The organism is Chelativorans xinjiangensis, from assembly GCF_009812055.1.
Lineage (GTDB): Bacteria > Pseudomonadota > Alphaproteobacteria > Rhizobiales > Rhizobiaceae > Chelativorans > Chelativorans xinjiangense.
Window position 1 is genome coordinate 12,693 of the sequence record NZ_WQNH01000050.1, and the last position, 16,592, is coordinate 29,284.

At 62.8% G+C, this 16,592-nt stretch carries 14 protein-coding genes and 2 pseudogenes; 3 read left to right on the top strand and 13 right to left on the bottom strand.

The window, feature by feature from the left end; genetic code table 11:
- Positions 1-79 precede the first annotated feature (79 nt).
- The 13 genes from GM910_RS22765 to GM910_RS22825 all read right to left on the bottom strand — a co-directional run bounded on the left by GM910_RS22765 (position 80) and on the right by GM910_RS22825 (position 13,951).
- Positions 80-2,095, bottom strand: coding sequence for an acetyl-CoA carboxylase biotin carboxylase subunit (locus GM910_RS22765; RefSeq protein ID WP_159591922.1), 2,016 nt, complete (start codon positions 2,093-2,095; stop codon positions 80-82).
- Between the two features lie 10 nt (positions 2,096-2,105).
- Positions 2,106-4,373: a 5-oxoprolinase/urea amidolyase family protein gene (locus tag GM910_RS27760; protein WP_159591925.1), complete on the bottom strand. Its 2,268-nt coding sequence runs from the start codon at positions 4,371-4,373 to the stop codon at positions 2,106-2,108.
- Positions 4,370-5,131: a 5-oxoprolinase subunit B family protein gene (locus tag GM910_RS22775; RefSeq protein WP_159591928.1), complete on the bottom strand. Its 762-nt coding sequence runs from the start codon at positions 5,129-5,131 to the stop codon at positions 4,370-4,372. The genes GM910_RS27760 and GM910_RS22775 overlap by 4 nt, the downstream gene beginning before the upstream one ends.
- Positions 5,128-5,889 carry a 5-oxoprolinase subunit PxpA gene (locus tag GM910_RS22780; protein WP_159591931.1) on the bottom strand — a complete coding sequence of 254 codons (762 nt, stop codon included), beginning with the start codon at positions 5,887-5,889 and terminating at the stop codon, positions 5,128-5,130. Before GM910_RS22780 ends, GM910_RS22775 begins: the two co-directional genes overlap by 4 nt.
- A gap of 603 nt (positions 5,890-6,492) precedes the next feature.
- A complete protein-coding gene (locus GM910_RS22785) occupies positions 6,493-7,197 on the bottom strand; it encodes a ribonuclease activity regulator RraA (RefSeq protein WP_159591934.1) in 705 nt (234 codons plus the stop codon).
- A gap of 29 nt (positions 7,198-7,226) precedes the next feature.
- Positions 7,227-8,012, bottom strand: a complete 786-nt coding sequence (locus tag GM910_RS22790) for an SDR family oxidoreductase (protein WP_159591937.1) — start codon at positions 8,010-8,012, stop codon at positions 7,227-7,229.
- Between the two features lie 38 nt (positions 8,013-8,050).
- On the bottom strand, positions 8,051-9,295 hold the full coding sequence (locus tag GM910_RS22795; RefSeq protein ID WP_159591940.1) for a pyridoxal phosphate-dependent aminotransferase: 1,245 nt from the start codon (positions 9,293-9,295) through the stop codon (positions 8,051-8,053).
- 266 nt (positions 9,296-9,561) lie between these two features.
- Positions 9,562-9,702 carry a DUF2848 family protein gene (locus GM910_RS27875; RefSeq protein ID WP_425482718.1) on the bottom strand — a complete coding sequence of 47 codons (141 nt, stop codon included), beginning with the start codon at positions 9,700-9,702 and terminating at the stop codon, positions 9,562-9,564.
- A 14-nt stretch (positions 9,703-9,716) separates the two neighbouring features.
- Positions 9,717-9,989 carry a DUF2848 family protein gene (locus tag GM910_RS27675; RefSeq protein WP_159591946.1) on the bottom strand — a complete coding sequence of 91 codons (273 nt, stop codon included), beginning with the start codon at positions 9,987-9,989 and terminating at the stop codon, positions 9,717-9,719.
- Positions 9,990-10,055: 66 nt separating this feature from the next.
- Positions 10,056-11,342, bottom strand: a complete 1,287-nt coding sequence (locus tag GM910_RS22810; RefSeq protein WP_159591949.1) for a TRAP transporter large permease — start codon at positions 11,340-11,342, stop codon at positions 10,056-10,058.
- On the bottom strand, positions 11,342-11,956 hold the full coding sequence (locus GM910_RS22815; RefSeq protein WP_159591952.1) for a TRAP transporter small permease subunit: 615 nt from the start codon (positions 11,954-11,956) through the stop codon (positions 11,342-11,344). Before GM910_RS22815 ends, GM910_RS22810 begins: the two co-directional genes overlap by 1 nt.
- A gap of 78 nt (positions 11,957-12,034) precedes the next feature.
- A complete protein-coding gene (locus GM910_RS22820; RefSeq protein ID WP_159591955.1) occupies positions 12,035-13,063 on the bottom strand; it encodes a TRAP transporter substrate-binding protein in 1,029 nt (342 codons plus the stop codon).
- A 66-nt stretch (positions 13,064-13,129) separates the two neighbouring features.
- Positions 13,130-13,951 (bottom strand): putative hydro-lyase, encoded by an 822-nt coding sequence (locus GM910_RS22825; RefSeq protein WP_159591958.1) that lies wholly within the window; start codon positions 13,949-13,951, stop codon positions 13,130-13,132.
- Between the two features lie 115 nt (positions 13,952-14,066).
- Between GM910_RS22825 and GM910_RS22830 the strand changes: the two genes are divergently transcribed.
- The 3 genes and pseudogenes from GM910_RS22830 to GM910_RS22845 form a co-directional block, all read left to right on the top strand.
- Positions 14,067-14,969 (top strand): LysR family transcriptional regulator, encoded by a 903-nt coding sequence (locus GM910_RS22830; protein WP_159591961.1) that lies wholly within the window; start codon positions 14,067-14,069, stop codon positions 14,967-14,969.
- A gap of 450 nt (positions 14,970-15,419) precedes the next feature.
- Positions 15,420-15,559 (top strand): annotated as a pseudogene (locus tag GM910_RS27445) (transposase); the annotation flags it as partial.
- A gap of 66 nt (positions 15,560-15,625) precedes the next feature.
- A pseudogene (locus tag GM910_RS22845) lies at positions 15,626-16,503 on the top strand (IS3 family transposase); the annotation flags it as partial.
- Between the last annotated feature and the right edge of the window lie 89 nt (positions 16,504-16,592).

A 16,592-nucleotide genomic window follows, 5' to 3' on the forward strand; every position in this document is an offset into this window, starting at 1 on the left:
CTCTGTTTTCCCGCTGAGGTCAATCCGAAGCATCTACCGGGCACGTGTGGCGCCTCCACGTGAGCCAGTTGGGTCATCGTCACGTTTCGATCTGCAACAATGCCATGGTGCTGTCGATCATGGTTCCCGGCTTCACGAAGACTTCAGCCACGCGCCCGTTGATCTCGGCCCGAATGCTGATTTCCATCTTCATCGCTTCCACGACCGCCAGCACCTGGCCCGTCACAACTTGGTCGCCAACCGAAACAAGAAGATCGTTGAGGAGGCCCGGCATCGGCGAGATAACCTTCGCTCCGGCAGCATCGGCCGCACGCGACCTCATGAATGGGGACAGCCGTGCCGCCTCGCGACTGAGCGCTTTCGATATGGCGCGCGTCCCGGCGTGATCCACGATGATACGTCCATTCTCCATGCGCACCTGGCAAGCCACGACGCGGCCGTCGATCCTTCCCGCGAAGGTCGGCTCGGGCGGCTGCCAATCACTTTCGACATCGACGGTCGACCCATCGGCAAATGTGACTGTTACTCCGTCCCCGTTGGAGGTGGCGACGATCTCGAAATTTTCAATCCTGTCCCGGCCCTCCAGCGTCAGGGAGAATGGCTCGCTTTTTGCCGGAAGCGGTTGCCTGCCGGGACGGGAATGACGAATGGCGGCCCCGCGATAGTGAAGCGCCGCCGATACCGCCGCGACATCGTGCAGCATGTCGCCTTGCGGCAATGGCGGTGGGGCAGACGAACCGAACTCCTCGGCGATCAAAGCCGTGGAAAGGCGCCCCTCGCGCCAACGGGGCAAATGCATCAGCGCCGACAGGAAGGACAGGTTGGTGCGTACTCCATCGATGGCGAAGGCATCGAGCGCTGCCGCCTGCGCCTCGATCGCCTCGAGCCGAGTCGGTGCGCAGGTGATCAGCTTGGCGATCAACGGGTCGTAATAGACAGGAATCGTGCCGCCTTCTTCGACGCCGGTATCTATACGAAGGGCTGCGGTGGCGATCAGGCTTTCCTCCGGCGACCGGAACAGCAAAAGGCGTCCCGTCGAGGGAAGGAAGCCCTGGGCCGGGTCTTCGGCATAGACCCGAGATTCAACTGCCCATCCGGTGAGGCGGACATCCACCTGCCGCAGCCGCAGCCGCAGCGGCTCGCCGGCCGCCACGCGGATCATCTCCTCGACGAGGTCGAGCCCGGTGACGAATTCGGTGACCGGATGTTCGACCTGCAGCCGGGTGTTCATTTCGAGGAAATAGAACGACTTGTCCTGGCCGACGACGAACTCGACCGTACCGGCCGAGTCGTAGCCGACGGACTTTGCAAGTGCTACGGCCTGCTCACCCATCCGGCGGCGGGTCGTCTCGTCCAGCAGCGGAGAGGGAGCTTCTTCGAGCACTTTCTGATTGCGCCGCTGTATCGAGCATTCGCGCTCGCCCAGATGAATGACATTGCCGTGCTTATCACCCAGCACCTGAATTTCGATGTGGCGCGGCTCCTGGATGAATTTTTCTATGAAGATCCGATCATCGCCGAAGGACGAGGACGCCTCGGAACGGGCGCGTACGAATCCGTCGCGCGTTTCGGTGTCGTTGAAGGCGATGCGCATGCCTTTGCCGCCGCCGCCCGCCGACGCCTTGATCATCACCGGATAGCCAATCGCATCGGCCACGGCCACAGCCTCGTCGGGCGTGGAAATCGCTTCCGGATGTCCCGGAACCGTCGAAACACCCGCCGCGGCCGCCATCTTTTTCGACACGATCTTATCGCCCATGGCAGCGATCGCATCCGGTTGCGGCCCGATGAAGGTGATGCCTGCCTTGCCGAGCGCTTCGGCAAAAGCAACCTGCTCCGACAGGAATCCATAGCCCGGATGCACTGCCTCGGCCCCGGTCGCCAGGCAGGCCGCAACGATCTTATCGATCGACAGGTAGGACTGGGTGGCCGGCGCCGGACCGATGCAGACCGCCTCGTCGGCGAGCTTGACGTGCAGCGCGTTCCGATCGGCTTCCGAATAGACCGCAACGGTGGCAATGCCCATCTTACGCGCCGTACGAATGATGCGGCAGGCGATTTCGCCTCGATTGGAAATCAGGATCTTTGTGAACATGGCGTTCCCGTCAGCTCCGTTCCGTCAGCTGCTGGAGCGCGGCGATGATATTGGCTCGGCTTAAGCTGGGTTCGATCACTTCGCATCCAGTCGTGGCAGCACCCCGCTCGGCCGCGTCTCGGGCAAGTGCATGGATCGCGGTCGGCCAGAAGAGGCAGATGGTATTATCGCCCTGCCTTACTCCCATCGCAGCCGCCGCCGGCCCAAGCGCATGGCGTGTAATGACAGTCACCCGCGGCGCGGCGCCTTCAAGATCGGCAGCGAACATGTTCGCCGCTGCCTCGATGCTGCCCGAGTGCTCCTCGGCAAGACCCGGCAGCATTCCTGGCGTGTCGACAAAACGCACCAGCGGCACGTTCCAGCGGTTGCAGAGAGAGATGAACTGTGCCGCCTTCCGCATGGCAGGCGCGTCCAGAACGCCGCCTTTCGTGAGCGGCTGGTTGGCGATGACGCCGCAGGTCCGTCCGCCAACGCGCGACAGGGCTGTGATCAAATTGCCGGCGACATGGCCTCTAAGTTCAAAAACTTCACCGTGGTCGGCTACGGCGCGCAGCAATTCGTGCATGTCGTAGGGCTGCGCGGTCTCCAAAGGCACGAGCTGGTTTAGAGCCGGCGTTTGGCGCCCGGCCGGATCGCGGCTCGCATTCTCGCTTTCCTCCGGCAGGAAGTCGATCAGCCGGCGGATGGCATTCACGGCCTCCACCTCGTTGGCGAAGCGGCCGCTCACAAGGAAATTGGCTGCCCCGAGATCTTCGATGGGCGTAATCTCATTGGTGACCTGGCGCGTGAGGTCCGTGCCCGCCAACATCAGGCAGCCTTCACCCTCCACGGCGAAGACCAGATCGGCAAGTGCCGCCAAGATGGCGTCCGCGCCGATGGCCGAGCCAAAGACCATCGCGATCTCGGGGTTGCTCCGCCGCGCGGCCGATTCCGACAGACCGGCAAAAGCCGAAAGCGCATCGAGCCCATGGTCGCTATCGAGCGCGGTACCATCGTAGAAGCCGATCAGAGGCACAGCCTGGGAACGCGCGCGCCGACGCAACGCAACGAGGAACGCCGCTTCCGCGGGACCGATGGCACCGACGGCGATCATGGTATCTTTTGCGAAGGCCAGAACCGGCCGGCCGAAGACGGAGCCCTCACCTGCAATAACGGCACCCTCACTGCTGTTCGTCATGCTGTGGGGGTCGAAGAGGAGCGACAGGCGCTCCCTGGCGGTGAGGCGACCGCTCTCGTGAAGCTCGTCATCCGTGATGGACCGGGCCTTTCCGCCGCTCACAAGCCCGTCAACCAGGTTGCAGCCGGCAAGGAACTCCAACGAAAATTCCTGACGAAGGAAAGGTTCGACCTCAATGCCGCCTGAGAGACAGGCGTCCTCGGCGCGGCGCGCCTCGAGCGCCTCCTCGTAAGCGATGGAGGCAAACGTCAACTTTGTGCCGCCGCGCAGCTGCGCCAGCCTTCCCAGATCAGCGCCAATGACGGTTGCGATCTTGGGATAGCCGCCGGTCGGCTGCCGGTCTGCCATCAGAACGATCGGCAGCCCCTCTCCCGGCACCTGGATGGCGCCCATGGCAACGCCGTCCGATACGGTGTTGTAGCCTTCAGCATGCTTGAGGCGCGGCCCATCAAGGAAAATTGCCATGCGGTCGCCGCGCGAGGAAACCTCCCACGGGCCTTCGAGCAAAGCTTGATACTGATCCGGCGCGAAATAATCCTGCTGCGGTCCCGGAAGAATACGGATGACTGTCGACGGCCGGTCGAGCCAAGGGGCGACAAGCGCCCCCTCCGCCACCGAGAAGGATCGGGCAGCGGCGATACCGATCTGATCTCCGGCCATAAGCCCCCTGCCCTTAACCCCCCCGAAACCGCTGCGTGCATGGGTGGCCTGCGAGCCGAGCACTTCGGGAACATCGAACTCGCCTGCAATGGCGAGATAGCACCAGGCCCCGGCCTCGCCCGCGGCAATTTTCAGCCGCTCGCCTGGCCGGAGCGTGAGGCGAAAGGCCCTCGGCAGGCGCTTGCCGTCCAAGATGATTGTGAAATCTCCACCGGCCAGCGCAATATCGAGCGCAGCCTTCTCGCAGGACAGTTCCACACCGCCCAGCGAGATTTCTATCGCCGTGGCATCTCGTTCGTTGCCCAACGCCAGATTGGCAGTGGCATGAGCGAGAGGATCCATCGGCCCGGCGGCGGTTACACCGAAGCGGAGATAACCATGCCGGCCGCCATCCTGCAGCGTGACACCGGGACCAGCAGAGTGAATGACAAGACGGCTCACGGCCCCTCCTCCGCTCTCATGCTCTCGCGGGCGACAATTTCTCCGGCAAGTGCTCGCTCTTCGAGTTCAGCGAATAGATCGGCGTCGATCGGCTCAAACCGGATGGTGTCTCCTGGCATCAGGAGGAAGGGATTTTCCCGTGCAGGCTGATAAAGCTGCTCGGGCGTGCGCCCAAGCACGTACCAACCCGTTGGCATCGAGAACGACGTAACCGAAGCCAGGCCGCCGCCGATCATCACCGCTCCTGCGGCATGGGGCGGACGTGGCTTCTCCCGCCGGGAAATCGCAAGCGCTTCCGGGAGCCCTCCCAGATAGCAGTAGGCGGGTGCGAAGCCGTACATATAGATGCGGTAATCAGCGCTTGAGTGGGCCTGGATTACCGCGTCCCGCGAAAGACCTGTGAGGCGGCAAACTTCGTCAAGATCCTCCCCGTGCGGTCCTTCATAGCAGCATGGCAGCGTCCAGTGCCTGTCACCGAGTGTCTGCCTTTCGCCTTTGTTCCTAGCTGCCAACGCCAGCACGGTTTCGCATAGGTAGGCACGAGAAACCGCGAGCGGATCGTAGTGAATCATCAGCGAGCGGTAGGTTGGAACCAGTTCGCGGATTCCGACCAGCTTCTCGGCAGCAAGGGCGGCGTCCAAGGCCAGCACGCGATCGTTGATCGCGGGATCGACGGTGCGACCAAACTCGACCACCAGCGCGGTTTCGCCCGCGTCGTAGAAGCGCGGGACGATGGGTTCTGAAGTTCCCCCAGTCATGGCGCGAACGGTGCCAAAGTCACCCCGGCCTCTTCCAGTTTCCCGCGGATGCGCCGGGCAGTGGCAACCGCGTGGGCATTGTCGCCGTGGACGCAGACGGAGGCGATGGGAGTTGCAAGGCGCGCGCCTTTCGCCGTGATGATGGCGCCCTCCTCGATCATCGAGAGCACTCGCGCTGCGGCGATGTCGGCGTCTTCAATCATCGCGCCTGGCTTGCCGCGGGCGATCAGATGGCCGGCGTCGTCATAGCCACGGTCGGCGAAGATCTCCTCATAGACTGTCAGCCCTGCCGCCTCGCCTGCTGCAACCTGTTCGCTCAGCGCGATCGCAAGCAAGCCGAGGGAAGGATCGACGGCCCGGACGGCCCGTGCAATGGCGTCGGCGACCAGGCGCTCCTCCGCGGCAATATTCGCGAGCGCACCGTGGCTCTTTACGAAAGTCAGCCTGTGACCGGACAGAGCAGCCAGCGCCGCGGCCGCGCCGATCTGGTAAGCCACGAGGCGCTCGATTTCCGCGGCGGAGAATGGGATTCGTCGGCGTCCGAAACCCCAAAGGTCCGGAAAACCCGGATGGGCTCCGACAGCAACTCCGCGCTCGCGCGCGAAGGCGAAAGTTTGCGCCATGATCTCCGGGTCGCCGGCATGCAGGCCGCAGGCGACGTTTGCCGATGTGACGATCGAGAGCATGGCTTCGTCGTCGCCGCATCGGTAGGCACCGTAGCCTTCGCCAAGGTCAGAGTTCAGGTCGATTGTCTTCATCAACATTCTCCGGAAGTTGTCGCTACAGACGTGCGTCTGCGGAGACATCTATCGACGATCTTTACAGCCAAGCTTTACAATGCGCTGGACTTCAGGCCCAACTGCCCGTCCGACATCCGATCGATCCACGACACAGCGGCCGTTGGCTCTGGGATGAACCAAAAGCGAGATTGGACTGCCGGGACAAAAGCCTTTGAGGTCAACGCCTCCTGTCGGCACACCTTGTATTGCCGTCTTCTTGCCTCTGACTTCGTAACTTACATCTACCAGTGCAAACACGTTCTTTCCGACGACCTTATAGTACGCGGTGTCGACCACTCCTTCCGTTCGCTGCCATGTCCGGTGGCGTCGCCAACGCGCCAGGAGAAACGCACCCTCCAGGACGCAAGCAACGGCTAGAAGTGTAGCGATTAGCTGGACTTCAGGTCCCAAGAGTGCGCCTCCCAAGATGCAGTCTGTTTCGAGGCCAACGTGGCATTACCGCGTCTTCCTGGCCCAACGCGCCGTCTCTATGCTGACTTGCAGGTCCCGCTTGCCAGGGCTCAAGCTGGAAAAGTGAGACCTGCGTTGTTCGCCGGAGTTCCTTGACAGCGTCAATGGAGACTATTGCCCCTTCTTCCAAGCCTCGTAGCGAGCCTTGTTCTCGGCATTGGCAGGGTAGAGACCTGGCAGCGAGGCACCCGCCTCGACCTCCTGCATGATCCAGCCCTCGAGCCGCTCCTGCTCGGGTGCCAGCTCCACCACCTCATCGACCAGGGCTGCGGGGATCAGCACAGCGCCATCGTCGTCAACCACGATGATATCGTCCGGATAGACGGCCACACCGCCGCAGGCAATCGGCTCCTGCCAGTTGACGAAGGTCAGCCCGGCTACAGACGGAGGCGCGGCCACGCCCTGGCACCACACCGGCAGATTGGTGGAGAGAACCCCAGACACATCGCGAACCACGCCATCGGTGATAAGTGCGGCAACACCTTTCTTCGCCATGCGGGCGCAGAGAATGTCGCCGAAAATACCGGCGTCGGTCACACCCATGGCGTCCACGACCGCGATGCAACCGGCGGGCATAGCCTCGATGGCTGCGCGCGTCGATTTCGGCGAGGACCACGATTCCGGGGTCGCGAGGTCTTCGCGCGCCGGCACGAAGCGGAGCGTGAAAGCACGACCGACAAGGCGCGGCTGGCCCGGACGCAGAGGCGTTGCGCCGCGAAGCCAGACGTTGCGCAGCCCCTTCTTCAGAAGAATGGTGGTAATGGTCGCGGTGGTGACCTTGGAGAGGACTTCGACAATCTCGGCATCTTCGGCCATCGGAAACTCCTTTATGCTGGAACTGGAAATCAGATGCTGGCGATCAGGCCGCCATCGATGCGGATGACGCTGCCGGTGATGTAGGCCGCGCGCCGGCTGGCAAGGAAAGCGACGACATCGCCATATTCCTCAGGCTTGCCGTAGCGGCCGACCGGGATCGACGCGACGCTTTCGGCGGAGACCTCCTCGACCGGACGCCCCTCGCGCTTGGCTTTCTGCTCGTCGAGGAAGGTGATGCGCGGCGTCGCGATGCGCCCGGGCAGGACGATGTTGGCCGTGATGCCATCGCGGCCCACCTCCCGGGCGAGCGTCTTCGACCAGCCGACGAGCGAAAGCCTGAGCGCGTTGGAAATGCCGAGATTGGGGATCGGCGCCACGACACCCGAGGACGTCGACGTGATGATGCGGCCCCATTTACGCTCGCGCATGCCCGGCAACACCCGGTCGGTCAGCGCAATGACGGACAGCACCATCGCCTCGAAGCTCTTCGACCACAGCGCGGGATCCTGCCCGGATGCCGGCGTCGGCGGCGGGCCGCCCGTATTGTTGACAAGAATATCGATCGGGCCGAATTTCTTTTCGATGACGCCGACCCGCTTTTCGATCACGGAAAGATCGGCAAGGTCCCAAGCGAGCGCCAGGGCTTCTCCGCCTTCCTGCCGGATCGCATCAGCGGTGCGCTCCGCCGCTTCCCCGTCGATGTCGCCCAGCGCGACACGCGCGCCCTCCCGCGTCAGCGCTTTGGCGATCGCGCCGCCAAGGCCGCCCCCCGCTCCAAGCACCAGCGCGGTCTTGTCCTTGATGCCAAGATCCATCCATCCATTCCTTTCGTTGGTCGTTGTCTTGTTGCGCTCTACGCGAGTCTGCCGCAGGCTTCGGCGATGCGCACGCAAGCTGCACTGAGCCGCTCCGTCGCGGTTGCGAACGAGATCCGAAAATAAGGCGCAAGGCCGAAAGCCGAGCCGGGCACGACCGCGACACTCGCTTCTTCGAGCAGAAAGGTCGCGAAATCCACGTCCGTATCGATCGTTCGGCCGCCGGCGCGCCGGCGGCCGATCATGCCTGCGCAACTGGGGAACAGGTAGAAGGCGCCGTCGGGCGTTCGGCAGGACAGGCCCGGCGTATTATTGAACGCCGTGAGGCACAAATCCCGACGCTCCTGAAATACAGCGTTGCGCTCGGCGAGGAAGTCCAACGGGCCGGTCAGCGCGGCAATCGCCGCCGCCTGGCTGACGGAGCTCGGATTAGTCGTGCTCTGGGACTGGATCGTCGCCATTGCCTTGATGAGCCATGCGGGCCCGCCGGCATAGCCAATGCGCCAACCCGTCATCGCATAGGCCTTGGAGACGCCGTTGCAGGTGAGCACACGATCGAACAAACGCGGTTCGACGGCGGCTATCGTCGCGAATTCCCAGCCGTCGTAACGGATGTGCTCGTACATGTCATCGGTGAGCACCATCACCTGAGGATGATCGAGCAGAACACGGCCAAGCGCGTCGAGCTCCGCCGCAGAATATCCTGCGCCGGTCGGGTTGCTCGGCGAATTGAGCACCAGCCACTTCGTGCGCGCAGTGATCGCGCGCCGGAGTGCCTCGGCCGAAAGCTTGAAACCCTCCGCCTCCCCGCATGAGACGATGACCGGCTTACCGCCGGCCAGCAGAACCATATCGGGGTAGGAAACCCAGTAAGGCGCGGGGATGATGACCTCGTCGCCTTCATCCAGCGTGGCGCAAAGAGCATTGTAGAGTACCTGCTTGCCACCAGTACCGACGCTGATCTGCGAGATGTCGTAGGAAAGTCCATTTTCAGTGCTGAATTTCTGGACGATGGCGCGCTTCAGCTCGGGCGTACCGTCGACGTCGGTGTATTTCGTCTGCCCGCCGTCGATCGCCGCTTTTGCCGCTTCCTTGACGTGCCGAGGCGTGTCGAAATCCGGTTCCCCCTGGGAAAGGCCGATTACGTCACGGCCCTGGCGACGCAGTTCATTTGCCAACCGGGTGATTGCGATCGTAGGAGAAGGGCGAACCGCAGACAGGCGGGAAGAGAGCGTCGGCGCAGCGGTAGTAGCTTCGGTGGTAATGCCACGCACTTCGTTCATAAGTTTCTCCTTTTACGCACTTAGCCGTTTTCGCTTCCGCCGAACTTCACATCAGAATGACAGGTTCTGAGTTGAAGAAAACATGTGCTTGCCCGCTTTCAACCTTAAGCAAATGTGCATTCCGAGACGCACCTACTCTGCACCTACGCCACCGACACGGCATCTTCGCTCCACTTGTAACCAAATCGCATCGCACGACACGCCTACATGTCCTTCGGCGTTTGGGGCACCCGCTTAGATGGCGGCGCTCTTGCCGGAGAAGTCCCTCATTGCCATCCGCAGGATGAGAGCCAAGCTGTGTGCGAGATGGGTTTGGCCGGGACCTGCCCAGAGAAAGCGATCGAATAGGCTTCGAGCTTGCGGTCGGTGTGGTCCGAGCCGAAAGCCACAAGCTGTTCGTCCCGTATGCAATTATCACTGCCTAAGCCTCACCGGAGCTGTCGGACCCCAGCATCCGCACCGTGGCGGGCTCGGACTCGCGGTCGGTGAGGGGCGGCAGCAGCCAATCGGCGGCGCGGTAATAAACCGGCATACTCAAAGGTGCGGGTACGCCGATCTCCTCCGTCTCACGGATATGCGCGTCCGCTGCGGCGCTATTGCGGCCGGCCCGTCCGGCGATGGCGAGTTGGTCAATCGTCTCCGTACAGCGCTCGCGCCTTCCTCCGGCGGTGATGATCGCGAATTCGGTCTTCATGGGGTACGTCCTGGCAAAAGATGGGAAAGAGAGGCGGTGCCAGTCCCGCGGCCGGCGGCCGGCAGGTCAGCCGCCGGAGAGGGACGGGAGGAGTAGCGCGATGCTGGGAAAGGCGATCAGCAAGAGCACCATGGCGAACATAGAAATCACGAAGGGAATCGCGCCGACGATCACCTCGTTCAGCGATCCCCGCCCGCGCACGCCCTGCACGACAAACAGGTTCAGCCCCACTGGCGGTGTGATCAGAGCCATCTCGATCAGCACGATCAGCAGGATTCCGAACCACAGGGGGTCAAAGCCTAGCTGGGTGATCAACGGCGCGACCAGCGGGATGGTGATGATCATCAGCGATAGTGTCTCGATGAAGAAGCCCAGTACGATGTAAATGCCGATCAGAAGGAACAGAGTCTGCATCGGCGACAGGTTCATCGTCGTGACCGCCTGCAGAAGCTGTTCCGTCAGTCCCACCGAGGCGAGGATAAAGTTCAGAAAGTTCGCCGAGATCATGATCAGCATGATCATGCAGGTGGTGCGCATTGTGCCTTCCAGCGCCTCGCAGATCATCTTCCAGCTCAGCGTGCCTTCCCACCAGGCCATTAGGAGCGCCACCGTGGTGCCAATTGCGGCGGCCTCGGTCGGCGTCGCCCAACCAGTGTAGATCGACCCCATGATGAAGCCCAACAGCACCAGGACCGGCAGCAGGTGTACCAGCTTGCCCATTCGCACCGCCATCGTGGAGTGCCGCCGCTGCCCGCCGAGCGCGGGTTTCATCACGCACAGGACCAGGATTGTCAGCATGAACAACCCGGCCAGCGCTAGGCCCGGCAGTATCCCGGCCATGAACAGCGACGGAATCGAGACTTGCGCCAGGAAGCCGTAGACGATCAGGTTGATCGAGGGCGGCAGCAGGATGCCCAACGTGCCCCCTGCGGCGATGGAGCCGGCGAATAGCCGGTCGTCGTAGCCGAAGCGCGGCGCCTGCGGCAGGGCAATGGTGCCTACCGTCGCCGCGGTCGCCACCGACGAACCCGAGGTGGCCGAGAACATCGTGGCGGTGCCGATGTTGGCATGCATAAGCCCGCCCGGCATCCACGACAGCCAGGAGTCGAGCGCGTCGTAGACCTTGGTCGCGATACCTGAGCGCAGGAGCAACTCGCCGATCAGGATGAATAGCGGGATCGAGACGAGGATGAAGTTGGTGCTGATGTCCCATATCTGGTGGCCCAGCGCGCGGCTCAGCGGTGCGGCAGCAAAGCCCCAGTCCATGACAACGGCGAAGATGAAGAGGCTGGCGGCGACTGGAATGGTCAGCGCCAGCAGGCCCAAAAGGACCACGAGGGCGGTGGCGAACATCAGCTGTTCCCTTTCTGCAATTCGCTGGCTTCGACGATGGCATGTTCGGTCTCTTCCGCGATGCTCACTGAGCCAGCGACGCGGTTCACGGTGGCGACGTCCCGCTCGATGACAATAGCCACGACGACGCGCAGAAGGATCAGAGCGGTGACCAGGGTGAAGAACAACAGCCCAGCGAGGAACAGCCCCTGCGGGATCCACAGCGGCGTCTGCAGCGTGGTGATCGAAGTCGAGCCCCGCGTCCAACTGCGGAGGAAAACGTGGTACATGGCCCCCGAAGCGGCGAACGCCATATAGCCCAGACCGAGCAGCGCAATGATGTGGAAGATGGCCTTCGACCTGCCGGGCAGGTGCGCGGTGACCAGGTCGATGCGGATGTGCGCACGAACGAGCAGCGTATAGGCGCAGGCCCAACTCGTCGACACGGCGAGTGCATAGTAGGACAATTCGTCCGCACCCCAGGTCGAGAGGCCGAAGAAGCGACGAGCGAGCACGTCGATGCTTATGAGGAAGGACGACAGCAGGATCGCGCCGCCCCCCAGGTAAACGGCCCATCGGGAGATCGCATGCGCCCCCGCCAAGAGCCGGTCGAGAAGCTGCGGCAATGTCTGCATGGTGGGACCCGGTGTTGCAACGCCAAAGGCACGTCCGCCCCGCAGCATCGCTCCGGGGACGAGACAGTATTGGCAAGGCTACTGGTTTAGCGCGGCCTCAAGCAGCGGCCCGACGGTCTCGGTGAAGGTCTCCGCGCAGACGCCTGGGCAGCGGTCGTGCCAGCGCGGCAGCACGGTCCCGCGCGTCAACTCGACGGCACGGCGCTGGTCCTCGGGCGTGATCTCGACCAGGGTCAGGTTCAGCGCCTTACCCACCGGGCATTCGCCGCCAGTGTTGCAGTTGATTCCGATCTGGTTGTCAGCCACCGCGTTTTCCCAGATCCGGTCTTCCAGCGACGCGACCTGCTCACGCAACAGGGTCTGGATTTCCTTGTCGAGGCTGTTCCAGGTGTCGCTGTTGATAGCAATGCCCACCGGGTCCCAGCCGCCGATTGGCAGCGGATAGAAGTGGGTCGAGACCTCGGACCAGCCGCCGAAAAAACCCGACAGCGTGCCGGTGATGCCGCAGTCGATGACGCCGCGGTCCAGCGCCACCGGCACCTCGTTGAAAGCGATCGACACGCCAGTGCCGCCCACAGCCTCAATGAAGTCCATGGTCATGCGGCCCGAGCCGCGGATGCGCAGCCCGGCCAGATCGTCGAGCCCGTTGATCTCAGCTTTGCAAAACACTACCTGGGCCGTGAAGGGCGCCACGCCCAGCAACACCGAATCGTAGGCCTCCGCGAAGACCTTCTCCAGGTAAGGGCGATAGGCGTTAGCGATCTGGTGCGTCAGCGCCGGGTCGGCGATGGCGGGAATGTCCAGGCCCTCAACCCGTGGTTCATCGCCAGCCACGTAGTCAATAATCGTCGTGCCTACATCGTAGACGCCCTGCTCGACCATCTCATAGACCGCCGCTCCCCCAAGGCCGATCCGGTCGAAGGCCTGCAGCGACACAGCGATGCGCCCGTCTGAGGCGGCGGGTAGGGTCTCGGTCCAGAACGGAACCTCGTAGGTCGGATAGAGGCTCGAGGTGCTCAAGCTGCCCACGACGTCGAGTGTTACGTCCTGTGCCAGCGCAATGCCTGAACTGCCCATCAGCAGGGCCGCGGCGATGACAGGTTTCATTTCAGTCTCCCATTTGGTTGAGTATGTGCTTCTTAGTAAGCCTTCCACTTGCGAGCCTTCCACGTATCAGAGGATGGAAAGCTCGGTGTTCTTACGGTCGGTGACCAGCATGCAGCCCGGCGCATGGGTGATAGCGAACGAGGGCTTTGCTTGCGCGATCACCGCCTGCGGGGTGACGCCGCAAGCCCAAAAGACGGGGATCTCGCCCGCGCGCGGCGGGTTGGGATCGCCATAGTCAGGCGTTGTGATATCGGCGATGCCGATCGCCTCGGGCAGGCCGATATGGATCGGCGCGCCGTGGACTGAGGGAAAGCGTGTGGTGATCTGGATCGCGCGGATCGCCTGCGCCGGCACCAGGGGCCGCATTGAGACAACGGTCGGCCCATTGAAGCGGCCAGCCGGGGCGCAGGGGATGTTGGTGCGATACATTGGCACACGCTCTCCCTTTTCGATGTGGCGCAGTGGCAGGCCCTCTTGCATCAGAGCCTCCTCGAAGGATAGCGAACAACCGATGACGAAGCTGACTAGGTCATTGCGCCACCAGTCGGTGAGTTCGTGCACCTCAGCCACCATCTCGCCGTCCTTCCAGACGTGATAGGCGGGCAAGTCCGTCCGGATGTCTAGGTCTTCTCCCAGCGCCGGGACCAGTGCGCTGCCCGCCTCGGATACACCGATTACCGGGCAGGACCGAGGGTTGGCGTTACAGAAGCGGAGGAACTCGTGGGCGTATTCCTTTGGCAGGATCGCCAGGTTCCCCTGCACGTAGCCCGGTGCCATGCCGGCGGTGCCGACGAGGATCTCGCCCGAGCGGCAGCCTAGGCGGATGTCGTGCCCGTTGTTTCCTTGGCCCCACTTTTCCAGACGGTGTTGTGCAAGTGTCGCGATCATCGTGTAGCTTGAAATTTTTTTGATCTGCCTGACTGAAGCACTCGTGCGCTCTTATGTCCAATTATGGTAATCAATGCATTCAGATAATGAGTTCTTATAGCGCACAGGAGCACCCTTGATCGATTTCCGCTTACTCGAATGCTTCTACTGGACCGCTCGGCTGAACAGTTTCAGCCGTACGGCCGAGCGGCTGCACACGACCCAGCCAGCCATCTCACAGCGCGTCGCAGCGCTGGAAGCCGAACTGGGCGGCAAGCTTATCGAGCGAGGCGGCCGCAACTTCTCGTTGACCGCCAGGGGATTGGTTTTGTTGGATTATTGCGAGCGCTTGCTCGACCTCAGGGCCGAGATGCTGACCGCCGTGACCGTCTCCCGTGCGATGCGCGGCACGGTTCGGCTCGGAGTATCTGAGTCCATCGTGCGCCTCTGGCTGAACCAGTTCCTCGAACGCGCTCACGCGCTATACCCGAACCTGGTGATCGACCTCACAGTCGATATCTCGCCGCTGATGCGCGACCAGCTCTTGCGGAGCGAACTGGACCTGTGCCTCTGTCTGGGTCTCAGCGACGATGCCCGCATTATCAATCTGCCGCTGTTTACCGCGCCACTGGCCTTCATCGCCTCCAGCAAGCTAGACTTCGGGTCCGAGCCGCTCGGGATTGACTCGCTGCGTCAAATCCCGATCATCACCTATCCCAAGGCGACCTCGCCCTATCCGATGCTTCAGCGCGCCCTGCGCCGCGCTGGCGAGGCGCCGCCGCGCATCTACACCAACTCGTCTCTGGCTTCGATGGTGCAAATGGCGCAGGATCATATCGGCATCTGCGCGATCCCGCAGGCGGTGGTGCAGAACCAGCTCGATTCGGGCGAACTGCGCGTGGTCGATACGGTGCTGGATCTGCCCGAACACCGGTTCACCGCTTGTCATCTCCATCGCCCGCCGGGTGGGGTAGTAGAGCAACTTGCGCTGCTCGCGCAACGTGTCTGTACCGCGCTGCAAGCGCCACAGGGGGAATAATCTATCAGTGACCGGAATGCGGCGTCAGTGCGCCAACCGGCGGTCTTGGCGGACGACACGGCGCTTAGATTGGTGTTGTAGCCGAAGGCGAGATCGCGCTGCGGCTGCCGGCGTTCGGGCAGGTCGAGAAAATGCTGTTCGAGCGTCCAGCCATCGGGCGCGATGCGCGCCTGATCGGCGGCCCCGCCCTCATACTGGCCGCGGGTCGCCTCCAGCGTGAGAAGGGCGTCTATCTTCCCGACCGCACTTCCTCGTCGGGGCGAAGGGCGATAATCTCTCGCGCTGCCTTCGAGAGGCCCTCTTCTCCGGTCGGCGTGTTGCGCACGAGCTGACGGCGCTGATCGCCCGCCGCGGCAAGCCGGGCATGATTGTCTCCGATCACGGCACGGAGTTCACCTCGAACGCGATCCTCGCCTGGTCGAAGGATCACAAGGTCGACTGGCATATCTGCCTGAGGCGCGCTGGCAGCGCTGCATGGTGCATTTTTCCGCAACGTGTTCAGCCATGTACCGGCGACGAAGGTCCGTGAGATCAGCCATATGCTCAAGGCGATCCATGCCCAGGAAAGCCGGGAAGCAGCGCGGGAGAAGGTGACGTGCTCCCCTGAAGTGTTCCCGAATTTGGGTTAGCCTGTTCCTCAATGAAGGAGACAGGCAATGAAGCGATCCAGGTTTTCGGAAGAACAGATCATCGGCATTCTGAAGGAGCATCAGGCGGGGATGACGGCCGGTGAGCTGTGCCGCAAACACGGGATATCCGACGCGACCTTTTACACCTGGCGCAAGAAGTATGGCGGCATGGAAGTGTCGGAAGCCAAGCGACTGAAGGCGCTCGAGGAGGAGAATGCGCGCCTGAAAAAGCTTCTGGCGGAGTCGATGATGGACGTGTCGACGCTGCGCGAGATGCTGGCAAAAAACTTCTGACGCCCGGTTCGAGGAGGACGGCCGTGGACTGGGCCATTGAAGAAAGGGGATATTCCCAACGCCGCGCCTGCGGTCTGGTGGGCATTACGCCCCGCGTCTACCGCTACCGCTCATCGCGGCCGGACGACGCCGGTCTGCGCGGAAGGCTGCGCGAACTCGCCAACGAACGCCGGCGCTTCGGCTATCGGCGGCTGCACCTGCTGCTGAGGCGGGAGGGCGTGGCGGTGAACTGGAAGAAGCTCTATCGGCTCTACAAGGAGGAGCGGCTGACCGTGCGCAAGCGCGGCGGCCGCAAGCGAGCCTTGGGGACACGGGCACCGATGGCGATCCCGCAGGACGCCAACCAGCGTTGGAGCCTCGACTTCGTCTCCGACACGCTGACGGACGGCCGCCGCTTCCGCATCCTGTGCGTCATCGACGACTTCAGCCGGGAATGCCTGGCAACGGTGGTCGACAACTCGCTGTCCGGCGAGCGGGTGGCGCGGGAACTCGACCGCATCGCCGAGCGGCGCGGCTTTCCCTGCATGATCGTCTCCGACAACGGCACGGAGCTGACCTCGAATGCCATGCTCAAATGGCAGCAGGACCGGAGTGTCGAATGGCACTACATCGGTAACCGGCCGATCAGGACCCAGGCTTGGGTTTAGCGGTCGCGGTCTGGGCGTCACGCGCCGCATCCTGTTTGTGGATTTCGACGAGC

Bases quoted from the DNA above. Each gene is read 5' to 3' on its own strand.
- GM910_RS22810 (WP_159591949.1), bottom strand. From the start codon at position 11,342: ATGTTCGCCACCGCCCTCGTGGTCCTTTTGGGCCTGCTGGCGCTGACC.
- GM910_RS22785 (WP_159591934.1), bottom strand. From the start codon at position 7,197: ATGGCCGAAGATGCCGAGATTGTCGAAGTCCTCTCCAAGGTCACCACC.
- GM910_RS22815 (WP_159591952.1), bottom strand. From the start codon at position 11,956: ATGCAGACATTGCCGCAGCTTCTCGACCGGCTCTTGGCGGGGGCGCAT.
- GM910_RS22790 (WP_159591937.1), bottom strand. From the start codon at position 8,012: ATGGATCTTGGCATCAAGGACAAGACCGCGCTGGTGCTTGGAGCGGGG.
- GM910_RS22795 (WP_159591940.1), bottom strand. From the start codon at position 9,295: ATGAACGAAGTGCGTGGCATTACCACCGAAGCTACTACCGCTGCGCCG.
- GM910_RS27675 (WP_159591946.1), bottom strand. From the start codon at position 9,989: ATGAAGACCGAATTCGCGATCATCACCGCCGGAGGAAGGCGCGAGCGC.
- GM910_RS22825 (WP_159591958.1), bottom strand. From the start codon at position 13,951: ATGATCGCGACACTTGCACAACACCGTCTGGAAAAGTGGGGCCAAGGA.
- GM910_RS22780 (WP_159591931.1), bottom strand. From the start codon at position 5,889: ATGAAGACAATCGACCTGAACTCTGACCTTGGCGAAGGCTACGGTGCC.
- GM910_RS22765 (WP_159591922.1), bottom strand. From the start codon at position 2,095: ATGTTCACAAAGATCCTGATTTCCAATCGAGGCGAAATCGCCTGCCGC.
- GM910_RS22775 (WP_159591928.1), bottom strand. From the start codon at position 5,131: ATGACTGGGGGAACTTCAGAACCCATCGTCCCGCGCTTCTACGACGCG.
- GM910_RS22820 (WP_159591955.1), bottom strand. From the start codon at position 13,063: ATGAAACCTGTCATCGCCGCGGCCCTGCTGATGGGCAGTTCAGGCATT.